This is a genomic window from Candidatus Accumulibacter sp. ACC007, assembly GCF_907163205.1.
Classification (GTDB): domain Bacteria; phylum Pseudomonadota; class Gammaproteobacteria; order Burkholderiales; family Rhodocyclaceae; genus Accumulibacter; species Accumulibacter regalis.
Map to the genome: position 1 here is coordinate 374,501 of NZ_CAJQUD010000001.1, position 15,339 is coordinate 389,839.

The window sequence follows — 15,339 nt, forward strand, 5'->3', positions numbered from 1 at the left end:
TGGGAGCTCTCAGAACTGCCAATTTGCCTTGACGTAGACGCCGCGCTCTATTTCCAGCGCCTGCCCGGGCAGCAGGCTGGGGACGAACTCCGGGTGCTGGTTGTCGAGCAGGTTCTGGCCGACCAGCGACAGTTCCAGGTCGCGCGTTGGTCGCCACGCGTAGCGCAGGTCGAGGGTGGTGTAGGCGGGAATCGAGAACGGCACACTCCTGCCGCCGAGCTTGCTCACATAGCGCAGCCAGAGATCGAACTGCTGCCGGTCGGTCAAGGACATCGACGAACGCAGCGACCATTGATGCTGCGGGTCGCTGCTGTTGAAGATCTGCGCATTGGCGACGGAGACCGCGTCGCCACTGGTCGACGAGGTGCTCAGCGAGAGATAGCTGTAGATCGGCTGCAGCCGCCACCAGGGCAGCGGCGACCAGTCGACGGCGACCTCGACGCCATGGGTATGCGCCTTGATGCTGTTGTCGGGAGTGATCGTCTGAACGATATGCGGTGGCGGCGGCGAGAATTCGAAACTGCGCGCGCCGAGCACCGCCGAGCGCAGGTCGCCGTACTGGTTGTAGAAGGTGGCGACGTCGAGCGCCAGATTGGTCGCCAGGCGCTGCCGGTAGCCGAGTTCATAGGCGACGACGGTCTCCGTTTTCAGCTGGTGATCGTCCTGGACGTTGCGCGTCAGGATCGGCAAGGGCGACGGATTGCCCGGCGTGCCGGGCGGCTGCACCGAGAGATCGATGTTGGCGTCGAGCTCGCCGCGCGACGGGGTGCGCACGGCGCGGGCGATCGAGCCCCACACCGACTGGGTGTCGCTTGGCGTCCACATCAGGCGGGCGTTCGGCAGCGGCTGGTAGCCGGTGAAGTTGTTGGTTTCGAAACGCACGCCGAGGATCATGCGCAGCGTATTCGGGAGCAGGGTGATGTCATCGTGGACGAAGGCACTGGCCAGATTGAAGCTGCGACGGTCGGGCTGGAAGGAAATGATTCCCGCCGAGCCGATGCGGTCGCCCGAATAGCGGTAGCCGAAGCCCCAGAGCACGTCGTGGCGCTCGCCGACGAGCAGACGATGCTGGAAATCCATGTCGATCGTGGTTCGGTCCTCCTTGAAAGCGCCGGGTACGTCGATCTGGCTGTAGTCGACATAGGCCTGCAGCGCGGCTTCGGAACCATCGTTCAGGGTCCATTCGCTGCGCCCGAGCAGGTGCGCTCCCTTGCCGGTCTGCTGCATGTCGGTGAGTCGCACGCCCTGCCGGGCAGTGACGTCGGGCACCTGCCAGCGATCGCCGGTATCGTTCGAATAGGCCTGGCCGCTGAGCATCACGCGCTGGCCGCTGGCGACGGACCAGTCGCCACGAAAGCCGACGCGCCCGGAGCGCCAGTAGTCGTTGCCCGAGCGACCGTCGTTGCTGACCGCCGTGTCGCGATCGAAGGCCTTGCCCCAGACGCGGTAGTGGCCATCGCCGGCCTCGCCGCCGTGGCGGAACGAGGCGAAGCCGCGTTCCTCGTTGCCGGCGCCGGCAACCAGCAGGTTGCCCTGCGTGTCACGCGGTCGGCGGGTGATGATGTTGATCACCCCGTTGACCGCGTTGGCGCCCCACATCGCCGCCCCCGGCCCGCGGATGACCTCGATGCGTTCGATGTCTTCGAGGAGCGTGTCCTCGTTCTCCCAGAGGACGCCGGAAAAGAGCGGCGAGTAGATGCTGCGCCCGTCCATCAGCACCAGCAGCTTGTTGCCGAAACGGTTGTTGAAGCCGCGCACGCTGACCGCCCAGCGGTTGTTGGCCAGGCGCGCCACCTCGACCCCCGGGGCCATGCGCAGCGCTTCGGGAATGCTCGTCGCTCCCGAACGTTCGATGTCTTCGCGACTGATCACGTAGACCGCCGCGGCCACGTCGTGCAGGCGCTCGCTCTTGCGCGAAGCGCTGGTCACTTCGACGCGCAGCAGGTCTTCGAGGCTGATGTCGAGATCTTCCGGCGGCAGGGACTGGGCTGTGGCCTGGGCCACGAGGCCGAAAGCGAAGGCGAGCGCGAGGGCACGGGTCAAGGTGGCGGGCTTGGCGGTCATGGTTCGAGAATCCTCTCTGGTCGGGCATCAGCGACTGACACCTAGTTAACGGACAAGACCAGCAGACCTTTAGGGCTTTCTTGCGGATTCTCGGCCATGTGGCCGTTATTGCGGCAGCGGGCGACAAAAAAACTGCCGCCCTCGCGGGCGGCAGCTGAATGCGCAAGCGTTGACCGCCAGGCGGCGGCCCTGACCTCAACCCTGGGCGGCGCTGAGTGCCTTCTGCAGTTGCTCGAGGGCCTTGGGGTCCTCGATGGTCGTCAGATCGCCCGGGTCGCGACCTTCGGCGAGGGCCTGGATCGTGCGCCGCAGCAGCTTGCCAGAACGGGTCTTCGGCAAGACGCTGATGAAGTGCACGCGGCTCGGACGAGCGATGGCACCGAGGCTGGAGTCCACCTTCTTCATCACTTCCTTCTCCAGCGCAGCTACCAGCTCCGGAGTGGCGATGCTGTCGGCGTTCTTGACTACGGCGAAGGCCATCGGCATCTGACCCTTGAGCTTGTCGGCGACACCGACGACGGCGACTTCGGCGATCGCCGAATGCCCCTGGATGGCCTCCTCGATCTCGCGCGTGCCGAGGCGGTGGCCGGCAACGTTGATCACGTCGTCGGTACGCCCGAGGATGTAGTGATAACCGTCCTTGTCGGCGATGCCCCAGTCGAAGGAGGAGTACACCTGCGGCTCGTTGAAGAGCGTGAAGTAGGTGGACACGAAGCGGTCGTCGTCGCCCCAGACGGTCGACAGGCAGCCCGGTGGCAGCGGCGGCAGGATGCCGACGATGCCTTTCTCGTCCGGATCGCAGATGGTGCCGTCCTCGCGGAAGATCTTGAGGTTGTAGCCATAGACCGGGAAGCTTGGCGTTCCGAAGCGGATTTCCGTCTTTTCGACGCCGGGCATCGCCGACAGCATCGGCCAGCCGGTCTCGGTCTGCCAGTAGTTGTCGATCACCGGCAAGCCGAGTTCGCCCATCAACCATTCGTGCGTCGGCTGGTCGAGAGGTTCGCCAGCCAGGAACAGGTGCCTGAGCGACGACAGGTCGTACTTGTGCATGTACTCGGTGTCGTGCTTCTTGAGTACGCGCGCGGCAGTCGGCGCCGAGAACATGACGCTGACCTTGTACTTCTCGACGATCTGCCACCAGATGCCCGGATCCGGGCGCAGCGGCGTGCCTTCGTACATGATCGTGGCCATGCCGGCGAGCAGCGGACCATAGACGATGTAGGAGTGGCCGACAACCCAGCCGATGTCGGAGGTGGCGAAGAAGGTCTCGCCGGCTTCGCCGCAGAAGATGTGCTTGATCGACGAGGTGAGCGCGACGGCGTAGCCGCCGGTATCGCGCTGCACGCCCTTCGGCTTGCCAGTGGTGCCGGAGGTGTACAGGATGTAGGAAGGATCGGACGATTCCAGCCAGGTGACCGGCACGTCGGCGTCCATGACCTTGGCGCGTTCGCTCGCGTAATCAACGTCACGGCCCGCGACCTTGTTGAAGCCCTTGTCGATGCCGCGATCGACCATCAGCACTTTCGCCGGCTTCTTCTCCGCCAGAGAAATCGCTTCGTCGAGCAGACCCTTGTAGGGCACTGCCTTGCCACCGCGCATGCCGGCGTCCGAAGAGACGATGAGAACCGGTTCGGCGTCGTCGATACGCGTGGCCAGCGACCCGGAGGCGAAGCCACCGAAAACCACCGAGTGGATGGCGCCGATGCGTGCGCAGGCGAGCATCGCGAAAGCGGCTTCGGCAACCATCGGCATGTACAGCAGGACGCGGTCGCCCTTGCTGACGCCGAGGTTCTGCATGATTGCCGCCATGCGCACCACTTCAGCCTTCAGTTCGGCGAAGGTATAGACCACTTCCTGGTCGGTTTCCGTCGAGATGAAGACCAGCGCGCGGTCGTTCGGCCGCTTTTCGGCGTGGCGATCGACGGCGTTGTAGCAAAGATTGGTCTCGCCGCCGACGAACCACTTGGCGAACGGCGGCCGGGAAAAGTCGAGTACCTGACTGAACGGCTTGTGCCAGTCAATGAGTTTGGCTTCTTCTCCCCAGAAGGCGTCTGGATTGTCGATTGATTTCTTGTGAAACTCTTGGATTGTCGTCATGAGACTCCCTCGTCCAAAATTTATACCAGTGCATCAATGGAAACTACGCCTGCCGGGTGTCTTGGACCTAGTGCTCCCGGTCACGCGTCCTTTTTCGGAGCTCTGCCAAAGGCAGACCCAACTTCAATTCCCTTTCCAGTAGCTCCAGAAAGGGTAGTACTTCGTTGCCCAACTGCAGGAGATGCGGGATCACCGCGCTCTCGTGTCCGGCCTTGATCAGGTCGATGGCGTGGCCCAGCCGTGGTGCTGGCTGTCGGCTGGACGACCTGTCGCCACAAGCGACGACGCGATTGCCACCCGCCTCTTGCGCCGTCTTGAGGCGTTGAGCGGCCAGAGTGAGCAAGGACGACGCCGAGTTTAGACGATCGACCGGGGTATTTGCCACCCCGACGCTGACCGACAGGTTCAGGCGCTTGCCGTGCACCGCGATATTGGCCACTGCGAAGGCCTCGCGGAGGCGATTGGCAAAGGCTTCGCAGGCCGGGTAGGGGGTGCCTGGCGAAACCACCGCCAGGTCGCTGCCCGAGTAGTGGCCGAGGCTGTCCTCCTTGCGCACCTTGGTGGCCAGCATACTCGCGAAACGCTTGTGCAACTCCTTGACCAGATCTTCGCCGTGCTCGTTGCGCAGTGCGTCGAAGCGGTCGAAGCCCATGATCAGAATGCTCACCGGACTTTCGTGTCGCAGGGCATAGGACATCGCCTGCGCCGCCTGCACTTCGACGCGCTGGCGGGTCGGTAGTCCGGTATCGGGATGCTGGGCATCGCGTTCGGGATTCTCGCGCAGTTCGTTCTGCGCCTGGGCCAGGCGCAGCACCGAGTCGATGCGCGCCAGCAGCTCGCTGGCGCCGATGCTGCCGGCGATGAAGTCGGACGCGCCGAGCGCGCGCGCACGCTCATTGGCCGCCTCGTCGTCGCCGGCAATCGTCAGCACCGGTATCTGACGCAGGCGGGCCAGGCGCGACGAGCGCAAACGCGCCAGCAGACCGTCGCCATCGAGTACCGGCATGGACATCGACAAGGCGCTGATCACCAGCTGGATCGAAGGGTCGATGACCAGCGCTTGCCAGCCCCCTTCGCCGTCGACCTCCTCGCGAAAGTCGTAATGGTCGCGAATGAGCTGGATGAACTGTGTCCGGACGATCCGCGATTCATCGACAATCAGGATGCGAGGCCGTTGCTTCGGGGTGTCCATCGAGGCGCGCCTGATGTCCAGATCAGTGCCTCAGGTCTCGCCCACGTTGACCACTACCCGGCCATGTGCGCGACCCTTGAGGAAGTCGTCAAAGACGTTGGGCAGTTCGTCGAAGGCGATGCTGCGCGTCATTGCGTGCAGATGCTGCGGGCGCAGGTCGCTGGCCAGACGCTGCCAGACGCCGCTGCGGTACGGCTCGCCGATGTAGCCGGAATCGATCCCCAGGAGGCAGGCGCCACGCAGGATGAACGGCATCACCGTCGTAGGCAACGACGGGCTTGCCGCCAGACCGATGCTGGCGATCGCTCCGCCCTGCTTCATGGCGCTGACGATCCAGGCGAGCACGTCGCCACCGAGATTGTCGACGGCTCCCGCCCAGAGCGTCTTGTCGAGTGGGCGGATGCGCGACAGGTCGAGCGCCGAACGGAACATCACTTCTGTCGCGCCCAGGCTCTTGAGGTAGTCGGCTTCGCTTTCCTTGCCGGTCAGTGCGGTGACCGAATAGCCACGCCGGGCGAGCATGTCCACGGCCAGACTGCCGACACCTCCGCTGGCGCCGGTGACGATCACCGGACCCTTGCTCGGCGCCAGGCCGTTTTCTTCCATGCGCACGATTCCCAGCGCCGCGGTGAAGCCTGCCGTACCCAGAGCCATCGCTTCGTACAGCGATAGCCCGGCGGGCAGGGGAACGACCCATGGCGCCGGCACCCGGGCATATTCGGCGTAGCCACCGTGGTGTGCGACCCCGATGTCGAAGCTGGTGGCTATGACCGCGTCGCCGATCTTGAAGCGCGGGTCGCTGCTCGTGGCGACCGTTCCCGAGAGGTCTATGCCGCCGACGCACGGGTAGCGACGGATGATCCGGCCGGCACCGGTTGCTGCCAGGGCATCCTTGAAGTTGACGCTCGAGTAGGCGACCTTGATGGTCACCTCGCCGGCGTCCAGTTGTGCTTCGTCCATGCTCACGAAGTCGCTTCTGGTGACACCTTCGTGCTCATCGATCAAATAGGCTTTGAATGGACTCATAAGTGTTCCACGCGTTGGGGAAGGACTCGTTGGGCGCGACCCGTTGCGCACAACGCCGGGCGCAGCGGCAGCGCCCAGGACAGCCGGCGATTATAAACACAAAGCCGAGCGCCCTCGAACGAACGCCGACGCCCTCACCGCGGCCGGCATCGGGCGTGCAGTGAGTGGCGCCGACGAGACAAGCAATATACCGCGTTTGTTCCCCTGCCCACGTGTGCAGTGCAGCAAAGCCAGGAGGCTGATTTTTAGACGATATATCTGTTAATTTAACCGTTTGCGGTGTTTTCCTCGACCGCTTTCCAGAATAGTTGTAGATCGATAGGGGGTTTACAGTGTGACTTTTTTCACATAAATTCCGCCCCTATGCTCAGAAAACACCTCCTCGCCCCCCTTTTCGCCGCCGCGCTGATTGCTCTCCCGGGTGTCGGTTCGGTCCACGCCAACGAACTGCACAGGCTTGCGGAAGATGCGTCGTTCTTCGAGCGCTACACCAACAGTGCTCAGGATCTGATTCTCAAGGGCCTGGAACTGATCGGCATCAACTACCGCATGGGCGGTACCAATCCCGATCTCGGTCTGGACTGCAGCGGTCTGGTGCAACTCGTTTTCAAGGAAGCCATCGGCGTCCTGCTGCCGCGCACGGCGCGGGAGCAGAGCGAGGTAGGGTCGGTGATTGACCGCCAGGAACTGAAAGCCGGTGACCTGGTTTTCTTCAACACCATGCGCCGCACCTTCTCGCATGTCGGTATCTATCTTGGTGACAACCGTTTCCTGCACGCGCCGCGTGCCGGCGCCGAAGTGCGCATCGAGGATATGCGCCAGAGTTACTGGATCAACCGCTATAACGGAGCGCGCCGCCTGCTGGCTCGCTAGGCGAAGCTCGCCGAGCATCCTCTGACGACGCCTTGCGTCGTTTTTTTTTCGCCATTTATCAAGAACGATTCGCATTTACACTGCGTTGCGCGCCTGCTATTATTCGCCGGCCGCACTATTTATTCGCATATTTATCAATGGAGACATGACATGGAAGTGCTCGTTTCGCGTTCGCTGCTGACCCTCGCCGTGGCGATTGCTGCCCTGGGTAGCAGCCTGACCCAGGCTGAGGAGAAAGTGCTCAATCTTTACTCGGCGCGGCACTACCAGACCGATGAAGCCCTGTACGAAGGTTTCACCAAGCAGACCGGAATCACCATCAAGCGTATCGAGGGCAAGGAAGACGAACTGCTCGAGCGGATCAGGAACGAGGGCGCGTACAGTCCGGCAGACGTCCTGCTTACGGTCGACGCCGCACGGCTGTCCGCCGCGCACGAACTGGGGCTGTTCGCCGTCGTCCAGTCGCCGACGCTCGAGGCGCGCATTCCAGCCAACCTGCGCACCGTCGACTGGTTCTCGTTTTCGACCCGGGCGCGCGTCATCGTTTATGCCAAAGGCGTCGTCAAGCCCGAGCAAGTGCAGACCTACGACGATCTGGCCAATCCACGCCTGAAGGGAAAGGTCTGCTCACGTTCGGGATCACATCCCTACAATCTCTCCCTGATGGCGTCGATCATCGCTCATCAGGGAGAGGGCAAGGCCGAGCAATGGGCGAAGGGGGTGGTGGCCAACTTCGCGCGCGCGCCCAAAGGCGGGGATACCGATCAGATCCGGGCGGTGGCCGCTGGCGAATGTGCGGTGGCGGTCTCGAATACCTACTATCTGGCGCGGCTGATGCGCTCGGACAAGCCCGAGGATCGCCAGACGATGGAAAAGATCGGCGTCGTTTGGCCTGACCAGCAGAGCTACGGAGCACATATCAACGTTTCCGGTGGCGGTATTCTCAAGCACGCGCCGCACAAGGAAGCGGCGCTCAAGTTTCTCGAGTACCTGGCCAGCGACCAGGCGCAGCGCTATTTCGCCGACGGCAACAACGAGTGGCCGGTGGTGGTCGGGATCAAGATCGACAATCCGGCGCTGGCTGCGCTCGGCAAGTTCAAGGCCGACCCGCTGCCGGTCGGCTCGTTGGCCATGTATCGTGCCAAGGCCCAGATCATTTTCGATCAGGTCGGCTATCGCTGAGACCGCTCGCCAAGAGCTTGTGGAGGAGGCCGTCGTCGCCGGCTCAGCGGTGGCTGCGTGAGATCTGGCGCGACAGCGCGATCAGCGGCAGAAGTCCGACGACGACGATGGCCAGCGACGCGCTGGCCGCTTCCGCGAGACGCTCGTCCGAAGCGAGGGTGTAGGCCTGTGTCGCCAGGGTGTCGAAATCGAAAGGGCGCATCACCAGCGTCGCCGGCAGTTCCTTCATGACGTCGACGAAGACCAGCAAGCCTGCCGTGAACAGGCTGCTGCGCAGGATCGGCAGGTGCACCCGGCGCAGCGTCGCCTCTTGCCCGAGTCCCAGGCTGCGTGCCGCATCGTCCATGTTCGGCGTGATTTTCGCCAGGCTGGTGCTCACTGCCTGCAAGGCGACGGCCAGGAAGCGTACCAGGTAGGCGTAGATCAGCGCCGCGATCCCGCCGGTGAGCAGCAGGCCGGGGTTGCTGCCGAACCAGTCTTGCCACTGGCCGGCCAGCCAGATGTCCAGCCGGCTGACCGGGATGAGGACGCCAACGGCGATCACCGAACCGGGGACGGCGTAGCCGAGGCTGACCAGGCGGTTGAGTGCGCGGGCCAGCAGGCCTTTCGACAGGCGTGCGCCGTAGGCGAGCAGCACGGCCAGCGAGACGGCGATGGCGGCGGTCAGCCCGGCGAGAACGAAACTGTTGCGCACCATGACGAAGAAATGCTCGCCAAAGCGCGCCTCGCCGTTGGCCAGCGCCAGTCGCAGCAGGAGGCCAGCCGGCAGCACGAAGCCGATGGCCAGCGGCAGTGTGCACACCGCACTTGCCAGCCAGGCGCGCCAGCCCAGAAGGCGTTGGCCGGAGCGCGGGCGGTTGCGTCCGGTGGTGTTGTAGAAACGCGAACGGCCGCGTGAGATACGTTCGATCAATAACAGCAGCGTCACGAAGCCGAGCAGTGCCGCTGCCAGTTGTGCTGCGGCAATGCGATCGCCAAGCGAGAACCAGGCGCGATAGATACCGGTAGTGAAAGTCTGTACGCCGAAATAGGAGACCGTCCCGTAATCGGCGAGCGTTTCCATCAGCGCCAGCGCTGCGCCGGCAGCGACTGCCGGTCGGGCCAGTGGCAGCGAGACACGGAAGAAGCTGCGCCAGGGTCCGAGACCGAGTGTCCGTGAGGCTTCGAGCATGCCGCTGGCACGCTCGATGAAGGCCGTGCGGGTAAGCAGATAGACGTAGGGATAAAGGACGAAGACGAACATGCCGACTGCGCCGCCAAGGCTGCGCACTTCCGGAAACCAGTAGTCGGCCTTGCTCCAGCCGAAAGACTCGCGCAGGAAAGTCTGCAGGGGACCGACGAACTGCAGGAAGTCCGTGTATACGTAGGCCAGAACGTAGGCCGGCATGGCCAGCGGCAGGACCAGTGCCCATTCGAAGACGCGCCGCCCGGGAAACGAATGCATGGTCGTCAGCCAGGCCGTGCCGACGCCGACGACGACCACGCCTACCCCGACGGTCAGGCACAGGACCAGAGTGTTGGTGATGTAATCCGGCAGGACGGTCGTCGCCAGATGGGACCAGGTCGCTCCGGTTCCGCCGCTGAGGATATTGGTCAGCACGCTGGCCACCGGCAGGGCGACCAGGGCGGCGACGGCGGCCGAAACGACGAGCAGGGGGTTGAGCGGTGAGCGGATCATGTTTCAAGCGCGTAAATGAGAATTATAATTGACAAGTACCCGCTTTCGGCCGGCTCCTGGCCGCTTCACGCAGAGCAAGGCGTCGGCACGTGGCAAGAACCAACTCTCCACTCTTCACCAGGCTGCGATGGCCCATCTCGAACTCGAAGGAATCGTTCAGCGCTACGGCTCGCACACCGTCGTCGATGGCGTCGGTTTCAGCGTTGAAACCGGCACCATCGCCTGTTTGCTCGGCCCATCGGGTTGCGGCAAGACGACCCTGCTGCGCTGCATCGCCGGCTTTGAAGCGATCGCCGCCGGCGAGATTCGCGTTCAGGGCCGGGCCGTCAGCCGCTCTGGTTGGCGAGTGCCGCCCGAGAAGCGCGAGATCGGCATGGTTTTCCAGGACTACGCGCTTTTTCCCCATCTGAGCGTCGCCGCCAACGTCGGCTTTGGGCTTTCCGGACTGGCCGCCGGGCAGCGTCGGGATCGCGTCGCCGAACTGCTGGCGACCGTTGGTCTTGACGGTCAGGGTGGCAAGTACCCGCATGAACTCTCGGGAGGGCAACAGCAGCGCGTCGCGCTGGCCCGCGCGCTGGCGCCGCAGCCGCAATTGCTGCTGCTCGACGAACCGTTCTCCAATCTCGACGTCGGCCTGCGCGAGCGCCTGTCACTCGAGGTGCGCGACGTTCTCAAGAGTCAGAACATTACCGCCGTGCTGGTTACCCACGATCAGCACGAAGCCTTTGCCATGGCCGACGAGGTGGGTGTCATGGCCGCCGGTATCATTCAGCAATGGGACAGTCCGTATCGTCTGTACCACCAGCCGGTCAATCGCTTTGTCGCCGATTTCGTCGGGCAGGGGGTCTTCATGGCCGGCATGGTCATCGACGAACGGCGCGTGCAGGTCGAACTTGGCGTTCTCGAATCGCGTCTGCCGCTCGAATGCAGCCAGGGCTGCGGAGCCTGTGGCAAGGGTTGTGGTGTCGAAGTGCTGCTGCGTCCGGACGACATTGTTCACGACGACCGCAGCGAACTGCTTGCCGAAGTCCGCCTCAAGGCTTTTCGCGGTGCGGAAATTCTCTACACCCTGCAGCTGGCGAGTGGCGTCGAAGTCCTGTCGCTGGTTCCCTCGCATCACAACCACGCCATTGGCGAGCAAATCGGTATCCGCCTCGACGTCGATCACGTCGTCGCCTTCAAGACGCCGATCCACAGCCTGGCGCCCATCGCGCAGGGCATTCAGTTCCATCGATGATTCCCTGGCTCGAAGGCAAGGCACCGTTCCCGCCGCTGGAATCGGCGCTGCTCGAGCCCAACGGCCTGCTCTGTGCAGGCGGTGACCTGTCGCCGCAACGCCTGCTCAACGCCTACCAGCACGGCATTTTTCCCTGGTACGCGAGCGGCGAGCCGATTCTCTGGTGGAGTCCGCATCCACGCATGGTGCTCGACCCTGCCGCCTTCCGCATTTCGCGCTCGCTGCGCCGCTGCCTGCGTGCCGGCCGCTACCAGGTGACGCTGGACCGAGACTTTGCGGCGGTCATCCGCGCCTGCGCCGAAGTGCCGCGCACCGGTCAGGACGGCAGCTGGATTTCCCGCGAGATGCAGCACGCCTACGGGCAGCTGGCGCAGCTCGGCTTCGCGCATTCGGTCGAGACGTGGATCGATGGGCAGTTGGTGGGAGGACTTTACGGAATGGCCATCGGGCGCATGTTCTACGGAGAATCGATGTTTTCGCAGGCTACCGATGCCTCCAAGATCGCCGCTGCGCACCTCGCCCGCTTCCTTGAGGGGGAGGGCTACGGCATGATAGATTGCCAGATGAAGACGGCTCACCTGGCCTCTCTGGGGGCGCGTGAAATTCCCCGTGCCGAGTTCATGGCCCGCTTGCGCGCGCTGGTCGCCGTGCCGTGGCAGCCCGGCCGATGGCCGGTCGACGGCGCCAGCCAACCCTGGAGCTAGCTGCATGGCGCGACTCAATGACTCCGACCTGCCCTTCTCGCTGCTGCAGTTCTACGCCACAGCCCCTTACAGCTGCAGCTATCTGGCCGGTGAGCGTGCGCGATCGCAGGTCGCCGCGCCCAGCCATCTGATCACCAGCGAGGTCTACGCCGAACTTGTGCGCAGCGGCTTTCGGCGCAGTGGCATGTTCACCTATCGGCCGAAGTGCGACCACTGTCAGGCCTGCATTCCGGTACGTATCCCGGTCAAGCTCTTTCAGCCCAACCGCAGCCAGCGGCGCAGTGTGCGCATGCACGCCCGGCTGCAGGCGCGTGAATTGCCGCTGGCCTTCAATGAGCAGCACTATCGGCTCTACCTGCGTTACCAGTCGGCGCGGCACGCTGGCGGCGGCATGGATGAGGACAGTCACGACCAGTACGCGCACTTCCTGCTGCAGAGTCGCGTCGACACCCGCCTGGTCGAATTCACCGAAAACGGCGTCCTGCGCATGGTGAGCATCCTGGACGTGCTCAACGACGGTCTGTCGTCGGTCTACACCTTTTACGATCCGGACGTTGCTTCGGCCAGTTTCGGCACCTACAACATCGTCTGGCAGATCAGCCAGTGTGCGGCCAACAAGCTCCCGTACCTGTACCTGGGCTACTGGATTCGCGAGAGCAGGAAGATGTCCTACAAGGCCAACTTCAAGTCCATCGAGGGCTTGTTCGACCGGCAGTGGGTCGATTTGCACGCGCGCCTGGCGGAGCCGCCTGCCCGGCCAGCCCCGGCGGCGACCACTCCTGCCGACGACTGACGACTGCGCATCGTGCAGGGTATGGTCTCAGGGCTGCGCGTGACCTCGTTTCTGGCTGGCGGGCGCTTCGCCGTCGTTGTTCAGCACCTCGAACAGGGTAGCCATGCCCTTGGCCGCGTGCTCAAGCGCCTTTCCGTCCTGCTCGGTGACTTTGCCGGGAGCACTCAGGATGCGTTGCGAGATGTCGAGAACGCGCTCGCCGTGCTGTAGCAGGCGACCGCGGATGGCGTTGAGCAGGTGCAGTTGGGCGATTCCCGCGCTGCGCAGGTCGTGCATCGCCTGGTCTTTTTCCTCGTCGCTGTTTGCGGCAGCGAGTTCGCGCCGCGCGTTCACCTCGGCCATCGATTCCTTCCACCATCCCATGAACGTTGCCCGGTGGTCGACCAGCGCGTTCAGCGATTCGCCCATGGCGTTGATTTCGTCGCGGCCGTTGCTGACCGTCGGAACGCGGCGGGTCGGGCTCCCGTAGGCCAGGTCGTCGAGCAGTCCGGCCATCAGCCGAACGCGACGCACGATACGCAGGGTTATCAGCACGGCGAAGACCGCACCGAGAGCGACGGCGAGGGCGACGACGATCAGGCTGAGTCGCGCACTGGCCTGTGACGATGCAGTGATTTCGGCGACGCGGCGGGCCATCATCTGATTGGCCTGGTCCACGTTTCGTTTCACCAGCGGCGCGACAAGGCTGGCGGCGGCGCTCATCTCGCGGCTCAGCGTGCCGATGCTGCCACTCTGGGCGACCAGCGCCAGAAAGTCCCGCTGATAGTCCTGCAGCAGTCCGCTGAGCAGCGCCTTGTCGGCATCGGCGATCAGCGAGCCGGCAATCTGCACGCGTATCGCGTCGGCGATTTCGACGACCATTGGCGGGTATGTTTCATCACCACGTAGCAGGAAGTCCTTTTCGCGTCGCCTGAGTTGCAGGACGCTGGCTTCCAGCTTGGGCACATGATGGGCAGTCAGCATCGCTTCGATGCGGTGTGCGGCGTCGCGGAACGGCCCCGTGCCGCCGGCGACGTTGCCGGTTTTGAGGGCGCTGTCGGCGTAGGGCTCGAAGCTCGTTGCGTAGGCCGTCAGTTCGGCCAGCAGTTTCTGGCGGATCGCGTCGTTGAGTCCGGACGTCTCCACCTGCGCGCGGAACTCGGCGATCAGCTTGCGCACCCGTTCGCGGTAGGCAGCGTCCTGGCGCAAGGCGAGATCCTTCTCGCTGCGGCGGATCTGCAGGAGCAGGGTATACAGTCGGTCCACGCTGTAGTTGGCGGCAAGTTCGTGGAGGCGATGCACCTTGTCGCGGAAGGCGCCCTGCAGGCCGGAGTTCTCGTCCAGTCCCATGACCCGCCAGGCGTTGGCGACGGCGTGGAAACGTTCCTGATAGGTGCTCAGCAGGCTTTGCAGCGCCGTGGCAGTTTGCCGGGAATCCTGGTCGACCGCGGCCAGCGCCGCCACTTTGTCGTTCAGCGCCTGCAAGCGCTGGTCGGTTTCTTCGGCGAAGACTTCCTGATGCTCGATAAGGAAGCCTTTCTCGGCGTCGCGCACGGCGGCCAGCTCGATCTCGATTTCCAGCGCCAGGGATTTTCGCACTTCGAAAACCTGTATTTGGCGGTAGTCGCCGAGCACGGTAGCCAAGGTCTGATGGTAGTGCCAGACGACGCCGATAAAGAGCAGGCCGACGAGGGTAAAGGCGAGGCCGATCTTTTCACCAATGCGTAGTTTGCTGAACACTTTGTCCACCTCTGTCTCCTTTGCTGGGTACGGACCCGTAGCGGCCCCGGTCAGCCCGCGAGCGCGTCGTCCGCGACGACCCTTTGGCGCACGCGACCGGCAGATTGTAGGCAGCTGTTGTGTCGAAAGCATGACGGTCAGTATCGCTCCAGGCCCTCCTGCAGCCTCGCCTGACGGCGATCGCGGTGCCCCGGCGACCGGCGCCGGGCAGAATGAATGGTGTTATATTCGTCGCCTGAGAGCAGAGGAGTGGCGATGGATCCGGACATCGTTTACACCAAGACGGCCAGGGGGCTCGACGAGATCAAGTGGCGCCGACACAAGCTGCCGGCCCGCTTGCGGGCGCTCCTGATTACCATCGATGGAAAGGCCACGGCGGCGGCGCTGGTGCGCCGCTTCTCGTCGCCAGCCCAGGCTGCCGCGGGCATTGCCGGCCTGCTCGCCTGTGGTTTCATCGAAGTGGCTGCGCAGGCTGGCGGCGTATCGGCAGATTCCTTGCGGGCGGCAAAGCAGTTCATGATGAACAGCATGCTCGCCGCTCTCGGTCCGGATGCGGATTACCTTGCGGCCAGTATCGATTCTGCGCGAAGTCGCGAAGAGCTTGCCGGCCTGGCGTCGGCGCTACTCGACGCGGCGCGCGCCAACGGCCACGGCAGCGCGGCCGATACCTTCATCGCCGGACTTCGCGACTTCGGCATCGTCCACAGCGCTGGCAGGCTTTCGCCGAGCGAGCCCTCTGCGCCAACAGGCGGTCACTGAAACTGCGCCGAAGGG

General features: G+C 64.0%; 12 protein-coding genes. 6 read left to right on the plus strand and 6 right to left on the minus strand.

Features of this window, described 5'->3' with window-relative positions; all coding sequences use genetic code 11:
• Positions 1 to 9: 9 nt before the first annotated feature.
• The 4 genes from QZ634_RS01570 to QZ634_RS01585 form a co-directional block, all read right to left on the minus strand.
• Positions 10 to 2,064 carry a TonB-dependent receptor gene (locus tag QZ634_RS01570; RefSeq protein WP_291984967.1) on the minus strand — a complete coding sequence of 685 codons (2,055 nt, stop codon included), beginning with the start codon at positions 2,062 to 2,064 and terminating at the stop codon, positions 10 to 12.
• A 195-nt stretch (positions 2,065 to 2,259) separates the two neighbouring features.
• Entirely contained in the window at positions 2,260 to 4,161 is a 1,902-nt protein-coding gene (locus QZ634_RS01575) for a propionate--CoA ligase (RefSeq protein WP_291984969.1), read from the minus strand.
• Positions 4,162 to 4,228: 67 nt separating this feature from the next.
• Positions 4,229 to 5,353 (minus strand): diguanylate cyclase, encoded by a 1,125-nt coding sequence (locus QZ634_RS01580; RefSeq protein ID WP_291984971.1) that lies wholly within the window; start codon positions 5,351 to 5,353, stop codon positions 4,229 to 4,231.
• Between the two features lie 30 nt (positions 5,354 to 5,383).
• On the minus strand, positions 5,384 to 6,379 hold the full coding sequence (locus tag QZ634_RS01585) for an oxidoreductase (RefSeq protein ID WP_291984973.1): 996 nt from the start codon (positions 6,377 to 6,379) through the stop codon (positions 5,384 to 5,386).
• Between the two features lie 363 nt (positions 6,380 to 6,742).
• Here QZ634_RS01585 and QZ634_RS01590 point away from each other — a divergent pair, with 363 nt between their 5' ends.
• Positions 6,743 to 7,252 (plus strand): C40 family peptidase, encoded by a 510-nt coding sequence (locus QZ634_RS01590; protein WP_291984975.1) that lies wholly within the window; start codon positions 6,743 to 6,745, stop codon positions 7,250 to 7,252.
• Positions 7,253 to 7,402: 150 nt separating this feature from the next.
• On the plus strand, positions 7,403 to 8,434 hold the full coding sequence (locus tag QZ634_RS01595; RefSeq protein WP_291984976.1) for an extracellular solute-binding protein: 1,032 nt from the start codon (positions 7,403 to 7,405) through the stop codon (positions 8,432 to 8,434).
• Positions 8,435 to 8,477: 43 nt separating this feature from the next.
• Here the strand turns inward: QZ634_RS01595 and QZ634_RS01600 are convergent, their stop codons facing one another.
• Positions 8,478 to 10,112: an iron ABC transporter permease gene (locus QZ634_RS01600; protein ID WP_291984978.1), complete on the minus strand. Its 1,635-nt coding sequence runs from the start codon at positions 10,110 to 10,112 to the stop codon at positions 8,478 to 8,480.
• A 127-nt stretch (positions 10,113 to 10,239) separates the two neighbouring features.
• Between QZ634_RS01600 and QZ634_RS01605 the strand changes: the two genes are divergently transcribed.
• Genes QZ634_RS01605 through QZ634_RS01615 form a run of 3 tightly spaced genes read left to right on the plus strand, consistent with a single transcriptional unit; the run spans position 10,240 to position 12,846 of the window.
• Entirely contained in the window at positions 10,240 to 11,349 is a 1,110-nt protein-coding gene (locus QZ634_RS01605; protein ID WP_291987938.1) for an ABC transporter ATP-binding protein, read from the plus strand.
• Positions 11,346 to 12,053, plus strand: coding sequence for a leucyl/phenylalanyl-tRNA--protein transferase (gene aat, locus QZ634_RS01610; RefSeq protein WP_291984980.1), 708 nt, complete (start codon positions 11,346 to 11,348; stop codon positions 12,051 to 12,053). Before QZ634_RS01605 ends, aat begins: the two co-directional genes overlap by 4 nt.
• Positions 12,054 to 12,057: 4 nt before the next feature.
• Positions 12,058 to 12,846 carry an arginyltransferase gene (locus tag QZ634_RS01615; protein ID WP_291984982.1) on the plus strand — a complete coding sequence of 263 codons (789 nt, stop codon included), beginning with the start codon at positions 12,058 to 12,060 and terminating at the stop codon, positions 12,844 to 12,846.
• 27 nt (positions 12,847 to 12,873) lie between these two features.
• On the opposite strand, the gene QZ634_RS01620 is transcribed toward QZ634_RS01615, so the two are convergent.
• A complete protein-coding gene (locus QZ634_RS01620; RefSeq protein ID WP_291984984.1) occupies positions 12,874 to 14,574 on the minus strand; it encodes a methyl-accepting chemotaxis protein in 1,701 nt (566 codons plus the stop codon).
• Between the two features lie 246 nt (positions 14,575 to 14,820).
• Between QZ634_RS01620 and QZ634_RS01625 the strand changes: the two genes are divergently transcribed.
• Positions 14,821 to 15,324 (plus strand): hypothetical protein, encoded by a 504-nt coding sequence (locus QZ634_RS01625; RefSeq protein WP_291984986.1) that lies wholly within the window; start codon positions 14,821 to 14,823, stop codon positions 15,322 to 15,324.
• Positions 15,325 to 15,339 lie beyond the last annotated feature (15 nt).

Bases quoted from the DNA above. Each gene is read 5' to 3' on its own strand.
- QZ634_RS01570 (WP_291984967.1), bottom strand. From the start codon at position 2,064: ATGACCGCCAAGCCCGCCACCTTGACCCGTGCCCTCGCGCTCGCCTTC.
- QZ634_RS01575 (WP_291984969.1), bottom strand. From the start codon at position 4,161: ATGACGACAATCCAAGAGTTTCACAAGAAATCAATCGACAATCCAGAC.
- QZ634_RS01580 (WP_291984971.1), bottom strand. From the start codon at position 5,353: ATGGACACCCCGAAGCAACGGCCTCGCATCCTGATTGTCGATGAATCG.
- QZ634_RS01585 (WP_291984973.1), bottom strand. From the start codon at position 6,379: ATGAGTCCATTCAAAGCCTATTTGATCGATGAGCACGAAGGTGTCACC.
- QZ634_RS01590 (WP_291984975.1), top strand. From the start codon at position 6,743: ATGCTCAGAAAACACCTCCTCGCCCCCCTTTTCGCCGCCGCGCTGATT.
- QZ634_RS01595 (WP_291984976.1), top strand. From the start codon at position 7,403: ATGGAAGTGCTCGTTTCGCGTTCGCTGCTGACCCTCGCCGTGGCGATT.
- QZ634_RS01600 (WP_291984978.1), bottom strand. From the start codon at position 10,112: ATGATCCGCTCACCGCTCAACCCCCTGCTCGTCGTTTCGGCCGCCGTC.
- QZ634_RS01605 (WP_291987938.1), top strand. From the start codon at position 10,240: ATGGCCCATCTCGAACTCGAAGGAATCGTTCAGCGCTACGGCTCGCAC.
- aat (WP_291984980.1), top strand. From the start codon at position 11,346: ATGATTCCCTGGCTCGAAGGCAAGGCACCGTTCCCGCCGCTGGAATCG.
- QZ634_RS01615 (WP_291984982.1), top strand. From the start codon at position 12,058: ATGGCGCGACTCAATGACTCCGACCTGCCCTTCTCGCTGCTGCAGTTC.
- QZ634_RS01625 (WP_291984986.1), top strand. From the start codon at position 14,821: ATGGATCCGGACATCGTTTACACCAAGACGGCCAGGGGGCTCGACGAG.